Genomic DNA, 13472 nt, shown 5'->3' on the forward strand with positions numbered 1-13472 from the left:
GGACGATATGGGATCACAAGCTGTAAAACGAATTTACGTGGAAAAAAAGCAGGGGTATGATATTGAAGCCCAGGGTATCTACAGCGACCTAATAGAAAATTTAGGAATCATAGGGTTGCAAGGCTTAAGAGTGATTAACCGCTATGATATTTCAGGAATTACGGATGAGGAGTATGCCAAGTCCCGCCCGATTATATTTGCCGAGCCTCCCCTAGATTTGGTGTATGACGAAAATTTCGAAGTTGCCTCTCAAGACCGAGTTTTTGCAATAGAATATCTGCCCGGTCAGTATGATCAGAGGGCAGATTCTGCTGCCCAGTGTGTCCAGATCCTAACTCAGAAAGAGCGGCCTATAATTGCTTTGGCAAAGCTGATCGTTTTAAAGGGTCAATTATCCGAACAAGATTTCCAGAAAATTAAGGATTATTGCATTAACCCTGTTGAATCACGGGAAGCCGTTCTAGAAAAACCTGAAAGTTTAGACTTTGAACCTGTGATTCCAGCAGATGTTGAAATTATTGCTGGCTTTTTAGAGAAGACCCCTACTGAATTAAGATCGTTCTTTCAAAAAGCCGGTTTAGCGATGAGCTATGAGGATTTAGCATTTTGTCAGGGCTATTTTCGAGATACCGAAAAACGAAATCCAACGATCACTGAGATTCGAGTGATTGACACTTATTGGTCGGATCACTGTCGGCATACGACGTTTAATACCAAGATTGAAGAAGTTTCTTTTCCAGAGGGGGATTTTGCTGAGCCACTGAACACGGCTTATCAGGAATATCTCACTTCACGGGGCTATGTCTATGGAGAAAACACTTCAAATAGAGATGTCAGTCTTATGGACATTGGCGTTTTGGCGATGAAAGAGTTAAAGAAGAGAGGTCAATTACCAGACCTCGATGAATCCGATGAGATTAATGCCTGTAGTATTGTTGTGAATGTACAAATCAACGGCCAAACTGAAGAGTGGCTAGTGATGTTTAAAAATGAGACCCATAACCATCCTACGGAAATCGAACCCTTCGGTGGGGCGGCCACCTGTTTAGGGGGTGCCATTCGAGATCCCTTGTCAGGTCGTACCTATGTCTACCAAGCCATGCGTGTTACAGGGAGTGGTGATCCAAGGGCCAAGCTAGAGGATACTCTACCTGGAAAATTACCTCAGAGAAAAATCACGAGGGGTGCGGCCTTTGGTTACAGTTCCTATGGTAATCAAATTGGCCTGGCTACAGGGCAAGTAACGGAAGTCTATGATCAAGGCTTTGTAGCCAAACGCATGGAAATTGGGGCAGTGATCGCGGCAGCTCCTCGCAAAAACGTTGTACGCGAAGTCCCTGAACCAGGGGATATTGTGGTACTGGTCGGCGGGAGAACGGGTAGGGACGGGTGTGGCGGTGCAACCGGATCTTCAAAAGAGCACACCACAGAGTCTCTTCTAACCTGTGGTGCGGAAGTACAAAAAGGAAATCCACCCACCGAACGGAAGATTCAAAGACTTTTTCGTAATCCAAACGTAAGTACACTGATCAAACGCTGCAACGATTTTGGGGCAGGCGGGGTATCCGTTGCTATCGGAGAATTAACGGATGGCTTAGAAATTAACCTAGATGCAGTTCCTAAAAAATACGAAGGTCTTGATGGGACAGAACTCGCAATTTCTGAATCCCAGGAGCGTATGGCTGTTGTGATACGTGCTCATGATTTCGAGACGTTTGCTAAATATGCTGATGCGGAAAACTTGGAAGCAACTTTAGTGGCTCGAGTTAGTGCCAATCCTAGACTAACAATGTCTTGGCGAGGGCAGACCATTGTTGATCTCAGCCGAGAGTTTCTCAATACCAATGGAGTTCAGCAGACGATGAAGGTTGAGGTCACTCTGCCCGAGACTGGTCGAAACTACTTTAGTAAGCTGCCAGATGCAGTGGAACAAAAAATAGCTGCGGAAAATCTAGCAAATAAAACGAAGGAAAGCCTATTATTAAAAGAGGCATGGCTGGCTAATCTAGCTGACTTAAACGTCTGTAGCCAAAAGGGGTTAGTGGAGAGGTTTGACAGTACCATCGGAATGTCTTCCGTTCTGATGCCCCTAGGTGGTAAATATCAGGTCACTCCGGCAGAAGGTATGGTGGCAAAGCTTCCGGTTCTATCTGGAGAAACGAATACGGCGACCATGATGACCTATGGCTATAATCCGCAATTGGCCACCTGGAGTCCCTTTCATGGTGCCTTATATGCCGTTGTTGATGCAGTAACTAAGACAGTAGCCCTAGGTGGGGATTATCGCCAGGTTAGACTTACCCTACAGGAGTATTTCGAACGATTAGGAACTGACCCGGAAAAATGGGGGAAACCTTTTAGTGCTTTGTTAGGGGCTTTTTATGCTCAGAAAAAACTGGGCATTCCAGCCATCGGTGGGAAAGACAGCATGTCTGGAACCTTCATGGATCTGCACGTCCCTCCGACCTTGGTTGCCTTTGCAGTCAATCTGATCGAGGCGGATAAGGTTGTTTCCCAGGAGTTTAAAAAGTCCGGCAGTCAGGTTGTCTTAGTCAAAGCCCTTCGGGATGACCATGAAGTTCCAAATTTTGAACAGCTAAGCAAAAACTATACTAAAATTAATGAGTTAATCCATTCCGGTTGCGTCCTATCATCCTATACCGTAAGGATGGGAGGACTGGCAGCAGCTTTGAGCAAAATGTCCTTTGGCAATCGAATCGGGATGACCTTTAATAGTCCGATGGACATTCATAGTCTATTTTCCGTTGATTATGGTTCAATAGTCTTGGAAATTGCTGAAACCATCGATTTAGCAGAGGTCTTCGGCGATATGGAATACCAGCTGCTGGGAGTTACCCAGGATAAACAGGTTATTTCAGTTAATGGCGTCGATGTGGAGCTGGATGAGGCTTTACAGGCTTGGAAAAAGCCCCTGGAAAAAGTCTTTCCGACTGAAACGGAAAAGGTTGTTGAACCACAAAAAGTGAGGTACAACTTGAGGAATAATCAGGCACCGTCCACTAAAGTGGCTAAACCAAGAATCTTTATTCCCGTTTTTCCAGGCACTAATTGTGAATACGATTCGGCGAAAGCCTTTGAGAAAGCCGGCGGGCTGGTTGAAACTTTGGTGATTAGAAACCTGACGGCTACAGATGTGGAACAATCTATTGAAGAGATGGTTAAAAGGATAAAACAGGCTCAAATCGTCATGCTTCCAGGAGGCTTCAGTGCCGGGGATGAACCGGACGGTTCGGGTAAATTCATCGCCACCATGTTCCGGAACCCTAGGATTAACGAAGCGGTGGCGGAACTTATGCAGCAAAGGGATGGGTTGATGCTCGGAATTTGTAATGGATTTCAAGCGTTAATTAAACTTGGTCTCGTTCCCAATGGTGAAATTATTGATTTAACGGAGGATTCTCCCACCCTCACCTATAACAAAATCGGACGTCACGTTTCCTGTATGGTGGAAACCAAAGTCGTTTCCGTCTTATCCCCTTGGTTTAGCGGGGTGAAACTGGGAGACATTCATACCGTACCCATCTCACACGGAGAAGGACGATTCGTAGCCAATCAAGCTGTGATTCAATCGTTAATTGCTAAGGGGCAGATTGCTACTCAATATGTGGATCTCGACGGTCAACCGAGCAATGATGTTATTTATACGCCCAATGGTGCTTACGAAGCCATTGAAGGAATTACCAGCCCTGACGGACGTATTTTAGGTAAAATGGCCCATTCGGAAAGGACTGGTCGGGATATAGCTAAAAATGTCCCCGGGGATAAGTATCAACCTATTTTTGCGGGGGGAGTTAATTACTTCAGAGGATAAATACCTTAATACTCGCATCTTTAGCAAGTCTTTCCTTTGCAGGGTTTTGGGAGTGCTTGTCGAATTCTAAATCCAAGAGGGTTTTTATCCCTATTAAAGACTCCCGCTACTCAAAGTGGGGGTTCATGATCTACTGCGGTTGAGGGGTTTTAGCTTCAATGAAAACGAGTTAACGACTAGAAATAGGAGATGAATTTCTTGAACACTAATTTTGAAAGCGCTATTGTAACAGAACAAGGAAAAAGTATTGCCGTTGTTTCCGTCCAGCCCACGGTATTCCAAAATTCGTTTAATGCCTCTATGGTTATCAAAGGATTGCTACCTGTCTTTAAAGGACTGCCAATTGTTCTCATGACCTTAGATCCCCAGGGAGCACCTGCTTATTTTGGCAGAGCAGACCTTATTCTTATCCTCGAAAACGTCAACATCAAAGAAGCTGAATGGAAGCAAATAACTGCCGATATAGATTTAACAAATTCTTGCCCGATGAAAGAATCGGAAGAATCATAAACACCTAGAGTTGAGGGAAAAATGGACGTTTGGGCGAACTGCCGCAAAATAGTACATGTAGATATGGATGCGTTCTACGCCTCTGTCGAGCAGCGCGATGATCCTTGCTTACTGGGTAAACCTGTTGTGGTGGGAGGCAGACTTAACAGTCGGGGTGTGGTTTCTGCTGCATCTTATGAAGCGCGCAAATTTGGAATATACTCGGCAATGCCTCTGGCAGAGGCTGCCCGACGCTGTCCGCTAGCCGTTTTTTTACCAGTAAACGGAGAAAAATACCGAGCAGTATCCTTACAAATTCGGCAAATATTCTTGACGTATACTCCTATGGTGGAACCCCTATCTCTGGATGAAGCCTTTTTGGACGTTACAGGTTCTACCAGCTTATTTGGTCCTGCAGATACAATTGCCTTAACGATTAAACAGCGTATCCAGCAGGAACTAAGCTTGACAGCTTCAGTTGGCTTGGCCTGCAATAAGTTCTTGGCTAAGCTGGCCTCAGACTTGAAAAAACCTGATGGTTTCGTGGTTGTTCAACCAGATAGGATTCAAGAGTTTCTTGACCCACTGCCAGTGGAACGGATCTGGGGTGTCGGAGAAAAGACGGCGGAACAATTACACTCTTATAATGTCAAAACAGTCAGGGACTTGCGTCGCTTGGAATTGGGGTACTTAACCAAGCTGTTTGGAACTTTGGGAAGTCAGCTTTATCACTTGGCCCAAGGGATTGACCATCGACTCGTGGAAAGCGACAGGGTGGTTAAATCCATCGGTCGAGAGACTACGTTTGCTACTGATATAGCCGATCTTGAGGTGTTGGAGACGACTTTGCTAGACTTAGCAGTTGATGTTGGTCGGAGCTTGCGTAAAGAGACCCTCAGAGGTAAAACCATCACCTTGAAAGTCAGGTACGACGATTTTCGTACTTTAACTCGTTCTCGTACCTTACCGCGGGCCACGGATCTTGAAGACGTGATTTATCAAGAAGCCTGCAGCCTTTTAAGAGAGGTATCGCTTAAACAGCCCCTCAGGTTAATTGGGGTGACCCTACATAACCTGACTGATCAGATTGACAACCAATTGTCTTTGTTTGAAGAACCTCAACAGGAACGCGAAAATCTCACTAAAGTCCTTGATTTAGTGAAAGAGAAATACGGCGAGAAGATTATTACTAGGGCTCGACTCCTGTGACTACTGTGTAAAACATGTATAGGCAATCTGCTTAAGTAATGCAGATTGCCTATTTTTGAACAAAGTGCGAAATATGTAGAACTTTGTCAATAATTTTCTTGTCAGTTAACACAGTTATTATACGTCTATAGCTAAGTAGGAAATAGAATAGAATGGAAAGTGAATTAACAATCCATGAGCCAAGAGACCAGCAAAAAATTAACTAGGTTGGGAGCGTGATATAGTAAGATATTAAGAGGTGCAGCTTTCGTAATGAAAAAGGATAGAAGAGAGGAAGGTAGATAATATTATGAAGAAGAAGTGGCATTCTAGCTTTGCCGTGATCGTTGTTGCTTTTTTACTAGCTCCCATGATTTCTGCTCCCGTCGCAATAGCTGGAGTAAGTGCGTTACCACAACCTATAGAAAGTAGGCTATCAAAACCTATGGAGAGCTTGGCTGTACCTGAAGTCACCCTCGAAGAGGCTATTCTGATTGTTAAATCCAACTTCGATGTGCCTATTGAGTATACAGACTTTAACTCTACATACAACACTTACGATGATCGCCAAGTATGGGCTCTGCGTTGGAATGGAACGACGGAACGACCAGGAGAGTTCGCTGCAGAAGTTAGTGCCATAAACGGAACTATTATGAGTATGAACTATTGGAAAAATGACGCTCAAATGGGCAATAGCCCGTCAATTCCTCCAATTACTAAATTGGCAGCCAGAGAAATTGGTGATAATTTACTGAAGCGTTTATTGGGCACACTTAGCGAGGAATTAAGACTTATTCCTAGTGATTCAGAGATTATGCCCTTAGATTACAGTCCTGTCAATTATAATTTACAATACCAGCGACTTATTGATGGGGTGCCCTTTCTCAGCAATGGGGCCAATGTGCAGGTATCCAGTACTGATGGACACATCATTTCCTATACTCTTAACTGGAATGAAGTGAAGGCACCTGAAGGTAAGGGCGTGATCAACCCCACCCAGGCAAAGCAAGCTTTCATTAAGGCACCTTTTTTTAAACTGGAATACTGGGTTCCTTCGACTTATAGACCGTTGGTTGCAGGACAAAAGCAGGTTGCTAAGCTTGTCTACCAATTGAGAGGGCAAAATGGAGGGGCGATCGATGCCTTTACAGGCGAACCCCTTCAGCTCAATCAGGGAGATTGGCTTATGACTGATTCCTTCGGAACTGGAGGAATGGGGAACGTCAAAGAGGGTAGGGCAGGCTCAATCTCAGATGGAGCTCCAGTGTTAACCCCTCAGGAACAACTAGAAGTGGAAAGCAATGCTAAGCTGCTTAAACGGGATGAGGCCATAGCTGCAGTACAGCGCTGGATTGAGATACCTGCTAACCTAACCCTACGTAGCGCAAATCTTGGTACTGACTGGCGTAGTGCAGACAAGCGTATTTGGAGCTTTAACTGGAACAGCACTGGGTCGGACAAAGGGGATGGCACACCTCAATATTTAAGTGCTAGGGTCAGTGCCACAACCGGTGAGTTGTATGGTTTTGATATCTCTAATCAACCGAGCGGGAAGAATGAGGCAAAGCTTGACCGCCTAGCAGCACAGAATCTGGCTGAAGAGTTTCTAAAAAAAGTACAACCTGAACGGTTTAGCCAAGTCGTGTTTAACACTGAAAACAGTAACCAAATGGATAAAATAAGTCCGGAGCCTTGGAATATACAAGCTTACTCGTACCATAGAGTTGTCAACGGGGTAGATTTCCCGGATAATGGCATGATTGTCAATGTAGATCCTGTCGCTGGTAAGGTTACCAGTTATGAACTTAACTGGTCAGAACATGAATTGCCAAGTGTTTCTGGAGTTCTCAGTAAAGATCGGGCTGTAGAGTCATTTCTGAAGGCACGTCCTCTAACTCTGAACTATGTTCGAATCTATTCCAATGGAATGCCAGGAGATCTACGCTTGGTTTATCTCCCAGTTAGTCAAGACCGCAGTATTTCGATTTCCAACATTGTGGATGCAAAAAGCGGAGAACTGCTTGATTACCAGGGCCTGCCCCTGGAAAAAGGGCCAAAACCTTATAATTTCACGGATCTTGAGGAAGTTAACGGTGCATCAGAGATTGCGGCCCTCGGGCAAGCCGGGTTATTTGGCGACTATGGAAACAGTTTTAAGCCCCTGGAGAAGATGAATTTGGGGTCGCTATTGCGGGCAATGTATCTCAACCGATTTGGTCAGTGGGGAAATACGGGCTTGACGGAGACTGAGATTCTTAAAAAGGCCAAAGAACAAGGTTGGTTGAAAGAGGAAATGCAACCTGGGGATCCAGTTTCTCGAGAAATTTTAGTTAAAGTCCTGTTACGCTATATTCAACTAGATAAGTTTGCTGAGCTGAAGGATATTTATCAGGTTAAGTTCCTAGATGCCGCTCAAATTAACCCTGATGATATGGGATTTTTTGCCTTAGCTAGTAGCACTGGAATACTCAAAGTGGAGGGTCAAGTGCTGGCTCCGTCGGAAACAGTAAGTCGAGCTGAGGCCGCAACCGCTCTCTTTAGGGCTCTGGGGTGGCGAAAATAGTAAATAGTAAATAGTAAATAGGTTTTCGAACTATAGAGCAGAAAACTTGCGTAGTACAATATAAGGGTAGGTAATTCAAAATGCATGAATTACCTACCCTTATTATGGTAAGGTTATTTACCGATGTAAAACCTCAATAGAACAAATGATCAAATTTCCCTCTGGATACCTTGGTCCAATATTACTTGGGTTTATGGAAACGTTGATTAATTCATTGGGATTCAGTACACGTTGAAGGTATATTAATGCTATAATTTAAAGCAGGCTTGACTAGATTAAAAATCAAGAGAGCAATGTCTCTTAATAATGCTAATCGACCTTAACCTTTAATCCGGATAATCTTTCCGAGGGTTGAACCAGAACCATTTGGTTAGATTGACTAAACTGGAACTGATAAGATTCTCCGGATGTTTGTCCAATAGCAGTCTTCCAGCTGAAATTATTCATGGCCACACTCGGATCTCCACCCCCGTTAGGCCCGCTTGTCCAAGCCACGATCGCATCAGGATCAACCACACAGGGGGCTTCAAGCATGAGTGGGTTACCATCTGTTACTACGGCAACTTGTTGGGGTTGATTTGAGGTGTTGCTGAGAAGGGTTGTTGCTAAGCCTTTTTGAGACAACACTCCACTCCCTATGAAGCGGACATCGTATTTAAGGTCTAGGGGAAAAGCGAGAAGATTTTCACTCTCAACGGATAAGCAATCGCCAGGCTCAAGTTCAAAAACTGAAACATGATAAGCATTTTGCGCTAAATAGATGATACCTGAACCTTCGACGGTCATCAGTTGAATATTTTCCCCGGTTAGTTTTCTTTTTGCCATGCCTAAGAGAGAACCCATAACTCCTCCGCCATTGTCTGGACCCAGCAACATCTTATCAAACTTAAAGTTTCCTTTAAAGGCAACCATTGCCCCTTTTTTTGCAATAAACTTACCCGTACCTTCAACTTTACAGCTTAATTCTTCTTCTACATTAAATTTAAACAATCCTTACAGCCTCCTTTTCCTAGCGTGATTTTCCCGCTCCACACTCGGATGATAGTTTAAAATATATATCAAAGGGACAAGAATTTCAACATCCCAGAGTATGAGATAAGCCGAAAGAAGTGCTTGTCTATTACCAAAGAAACGAAGTTCCATTGCTGCAGAAGATTTAAATTAGTTGAGATAACAAGTGTACGAATGCTGAGGAGTGAGTGTATTGACCAAGGATTTCAAATATGTGGGGAAGAGTTTTCCAATCCATGATGCACAGCAAAAAGTAAGTGGAGATTTGAAATATTTAAGTGATATGTCGCTGCCGAATATGTTATACGCAAAACTACTCTTAAGTCCGATTGCCCATGGGCTAATTACAAGCATTGATACAAGTAAAGCAGAAGCTCTCCCCGGGGTTATCCGGGTATTCACGCATTTGAATACTCCCAGCAAAAAGTATAGTCGCTATCGAATTATACCTAACCAAGATTTTTGCTTAGAGGATGAACGGCTATTAACGGATAAGGTAAGATTTGTGGGAGATCGAGTTGCTGCCGTCGTGGCTACCAGTAAGGAAACTGCCAAGCAGGCTATAGCCCTTATTCAAGTGGAGTATGAGGCACTGTCTGTACTAAATACCCCTGAGAAAGCGCTTCAGGAGCAAAAAACGAAAATCCATCCGAACGGGAATTTGCTCCATGAATATAAGTTTAAACTCGGGGAGGAGGTTCCACTTCCAGATGACTACCTCGAGGTTAAAACTTCGATCAGTACTCAAAAAGTGCATCATGCAGCAATGGAAACGCATGTCTGTCTGGCAGATTTTGATAGCACAGGAAAGCTGACTCTTTGGGCCGCCTGTCAAGGGGCTTTTGGCGTGAGAACCATTGTCGCGGATTTGTTAGAATTAAGTTATAACAAAGTCAGAGTCATTAAAGTACCCATGGGAGGCTCTTTTGGCGGCAGACAAGAAACCATCTTAGAACCGCTTACGGCTTTTTTAGCTAAGCAAGTCAGGCGGCCTGTTAAGTTGACCTTTACAAGGGAAGAAACCATTATCTCTACGATGACCAGACCTGCCACGACTTCTAGGATAAGAACTAGGGTTACAAAGGAAGGGATTCTGGCGGATTGTAGGGTCAATACCGTTGTGGATGCTGGAGCCTATGCCACCAGTTCAATCGATAATACCTATGTAATGTCCAAAAAGATCTGTAAGTTATATCGAATTCCTTACTACGAACATTCTGGCAGGGCAGTCTACACGAATACCCCTGTTGCCGGTGGAGCTCGAGGGTGGGGTGCACCAGAAATAATCACCGCCCTTGAAATTCATATGGATGCGGTAGCCAAAAGGTTAAAAATGGATCTTGTCGAATTCAGACTCCAGAATCTCGTCCATCCCTACGACCTTGATAAAGCATCCCAGATTTCACTAGGCAATGCTCGCGTGATTGAATGCCTAGTGAAAGGTGCTGCCGCCTTTGGTTGGAGTGAACGTTACTATAGGGAACCTGATCAAGCAAGAATTCGCAAGGGGGTAGGATTAGCCTGTGCTGCTCATAAAAATGGTATGTACGGAGGCTTTCCTGAACATAGTACCATGACCCTTAAAATGAATGAGGACGGTAGTTTTATTCTTAATACTGGTCTTCATGAGCTAGGTTGTGGAACAATTACTTCGATCAAGCAGATTGCCGCAGAAGTCTTAGATATTGAGCTAGATCAGATAACCGTCCTGGAAGCAGACACTGAATGCGGTCCCTATGATTTCGGCTCTTATGGCAGTAGAGTAACTTATATTTGCGGTGCCTGTGCCTATGAAGTGGCTAAAAAGTTGAAAGAGATACTGTTGGAATGTGCAGCTCATAACTTACAGAAGCCTAAGCAATACTTAGAAGTAGAACAGGGAAGGGTTAAAATAATTGGCAACGAGTCGCAGTCGATGAGTTATCGTGAAATTGCGACGACCGCTAAAATTAAGGATAATATCGACATCGTTGTTACACACACCTATCATGGGACATCCAATCCAGGTGCCTATGCCGTGCATTTTGCCGAGGTTGAGGTAGACACTGAGACAGGAAGGGTAAGGGTTGTCGATTATCTGGCAGCACATGATGTTGGAAAGGCCATAAATCCCGGGATGGTTGAAGGTCAGATCCAGGGTGGTGTCCAAATGGGTATAGGATACGCTTTATATGAAGAAATTAAGATTGGCCGTGATGGTAGTATCCTGAACGGCAGCTTCAAGAACTACCATGTGCTTAATGCTCCGGATATGCCTACAGTCAATACGCTTTTGATCGAGCAGGGTGGGGATGATGGTCCTTTTGGCGCCAAGAGTATTGGGGAAATAGCCTTTGTTCCAGTAGCTGCGGCTGTAGTAAATGCAGTGAACAACGCCTTAGGGGCCTCATTGTCAGAATTGCCTCTTACTCCAGAAAAAATATTGACGTCTCTGAAAAAGTAGCTTCAATACTTAAATTTAAGGGTGGAAATGCTATGCAAATTGAGTTTAAACTCAACGGAAAAGAGTATAAAATGGAAGTTAGTTCGACCCTAAGATTGGTCGATTTATTGAGAGAAGAACTGGGTCTGACAGGGACAAAAGAAGGGTGCGGCGAAGGTGAGTGCGGTTCTTGTACTGTGATCATGAATGGCAAAGCCGTAAACTCCTGCCTAGTTCTTGCACTTCAAATTAGGGGTCAAGAAATCCTGACCATTGAAGCCTTAGAAAAGGATGGACAATTGGACAAACTTCAAGAATCCTTCATTCAGAAGGGTGCGGTTCAATGCGGCTATTGTACACCAGGAATGTTAATGTCCGCCAAGGCACTATTGATGACAAATCCCAATCCTACTGATGAAGAAATTAAAATTTCTATTGCCGGTAATTTATGCCGCTGTACTGGGTATAACAAGATAGTCACAGCAATCAAAGAAGCAGCCGACGGCTAATATTCATCGTTAGACCGATACATCAGTTAGGTCGTGGCTTTCTATTCTTAACTAATAAGGTTGCAAGGAGCATAATTACTATGAACTGTGATTTTGATCAGATTATCGATCGGTACAAGACGAGTTGTGTTAAATGGGATTTTAACCAACGTATATTTGGACGTGAGGACATTTTGCCATTATGGGTTGCCGATATGGACTTTCAAGCGCCTCAAGCAGTCGTAGAAGCCCTAGTAAACCGTGCCCAGCATGGAATATATGGTTATTCAAATAGTATGGACGGATATTACGAGGCTCTTATCGGCTGGATGAAGAACAGGCATAATTGGTTGATCGAAAGAGAGTGGATAACCTTCAGCCCTGGAATTGTTCCCGCTTTAAACGAATTGGTACGGAGTTTGACCAAGCCTGGAGATAAAATCCTCCTTCAATCCCCTGTCTATCCACCTTTTTTTCAAGCCATCAAAAATCATGGTCGTGAAGTGGTTAATAATCAACTTAGGTTGGAAAACGGTCAGTATACCATGGACTTTACGGACTTGGAAGAGAAATTTGCCAGCGGAGTCAAAATGATGATTCTTTGTAGCCCCCATAATCCTGTTGGACGTGTATGGGATCGGGCTGAACTTGACCGCTTAGGTCAACTCTGTCTAGCTTATGATGTACTGCTTATCTCTGACGAAATTCATGGCGATCTAATTTTTGAGGGTTATCGTCATATTCCTTTTGCCTCGCTTTCCTCTGATCTAGCGCAACAATCAATTGTTTGCACTGCCCCAAGCAAAACCTTTAATTTAGCTGGTTTACAAACCTCGAATTTGATCATTCCGAACCCCAAGTATCGACAAGCGTTTCGCGCGTCTCTGGACCTGACGGGGATTCATAATCCTAATGTGTTTGGTATAACAGCTTTAGAAGTAGCCTATCAGCAGGGCGAGGAATGGCTCAATCAGTTGATGCACTATCTAGAGGGAAATGTAGAATTCCTTATGTCGTTCCTTGCTCGAGAGCTACCTCAGATAGGGTTGACAAAGCCAGAAGGGACGTATTTGGTTTGGCTGGATTTTAGGAGTTTAGGGCTAGAACCCAAGGATTTGCATAAATTTTTGGTACACAAGGCGGGCGTTGGTTTAAATGCGGGTTATTTATTCGGCCCCGGTGGAGAAGGCTTTGCTCGACTTAATTTAGGCTGTTCCCGTGCGGTTCTTGAAGAAGGGTTAAGACGAATTAAAACCGCCGTTCAGGAGTTGGCTTAAGTCAGCTCCTAGGCTTTCGCCCCTCATTTGAGAACCTTCTAATCATTTTCATATCGATACCTTAGTATAAATAGCCCTTTCTTCTTTTTAAGAATTTGGATGTTCAGTTTAAAGAAAAGTCTTAAGAAAAAATAAATTTAGAAAAAGCATACAAAAGCATTCAAAGCCTAAGCATCCATTTGCTAAGGCTTTGAATGCTTTT

The 13472-nt window shown here is 43.9% G+C and carries 8 protein-coding genes; 7 read left to right on the forward strand and 1 reads right to left on the reverse strand.

Annotated features, from left to right (window positions below):
* Positions 1-7: 7 nt before the first annotated feature.
* The 4 genes from ACYQ3Q_RS15370 to ACYQ3Q_RS15385 all read left to right on the forward strand — a co-directional run bounded on the left by ACYQ3Q_RS15370 (position 8) and on the right by ACYQ3Q_RS15385 (position 8072).
* Positions 8-3832: a phosphoribosylformylglycinamidine synthase gene (locus tag ACYQ3Q_RS15370; RefSeq protein WP_459929415.1), complete on the forward strand. Its 3825-nt coding sequence runs from the start codon at positions 8-10 to the stop codon at positions 3830-3832.
* Between the two features lie 189 nt (positions 3833-4021).
* The gene (locus tag ACYQ3Q_RS15375; protein WP_459929416.1) at positions 4022-4342 is read left to right on the forward strand and encodes a hypothetical protein; all 321 of its coding nucleotides are present in this window, start codon (positions 4022-4024) and stop codon (positions 4340-4342) included.
* A gap of 21 nt (positions 4343-4363) precedes the next feature.
* Positions 4364-5530: a DNA polymerase IV gene (dinB, locus tag ACYQ3Q_RS15380; protein WP_459929417.1), complete on the forward strand. Its 1167-nt coding sequence runs from the start codon at positions 4364-4366 to the stop codon at positions 5528-5530.
* A 289-nt stretch (positions 5531-5819) separates the two neighbouring features.
* Entirely contained in the window at positions 5820-8072 is a 2253-nt protein-coding gene (locus tag ACYQ3Q_RS15385) for a YcdB/YcdC domain-containing protein (RefSeq protein ID WP_459929418.1), read from the forward strand.
* A 309-nt stretch (positions 8073-8381) separates the two neighbouring features.
* Here ACYQ3Q_RS15385 and ACYQ3Q_RS15390 read toward each other — a convergent pair whose 3' ends face one another.
* Positions 8382-9062 (reverse strand): AIM24 family protein, encoded by a 681-nt coding sequence (locus ACYQ3Q_RS15390; protein ID WP_459929419.1) that lies wholly within the window; start codon positions 9060-9062, stop codon positions 8382-8384.
* 205 nt (positions 9063-9267) lie between these two features.
* On the opposite strand from ACYQ3Q_RS15390, the gene ACYQ3Q_RS15395 reads away from it, so the two are divergent.
* From ACYQ3Q_RS15395 to ACYQ3Q_RS15405, 3 genes are all read left to right on the forward strand, one after another.
* Entirely contained in the window at positions 9268-11526 is a 2259-nt protein-coding gene (locus tag ACYQ3Q_RS15395) for a xanthine dehydrogenase family protein molybdopterin-binding subunit (protein WP_459929420.1), read from the forward strand.
* 32 nt (positions 11527-11558) lie between these two features.
* Complete coding sequence (locus ACYQ3Q_RS15400) at positions 11559-12014, forward strand: (2Fe-2S)-binding protein (RefSeq protein WP_459929421.1); 456 nt, start codon at positions 11559-11561, stop codon at positions 12012-12014.
* Between the two features lie 80 nt (positions 12015-12094).
* On the forward strand, positions 12095-13270 hold the full coding sequence (locus tag ACYQ3Q_RS15405; protein WP_459929422.1) for a MalY/PatB family protein: 1176 nt from the start codon (positions 12095-12097) through the stop codon (positions 13268-13270).
* Positions 13271-13472 lie beyond the last annotated feature (202 nt).

This window comes from Desulfosporosinus burensis, from assembly GCF_054657535.1.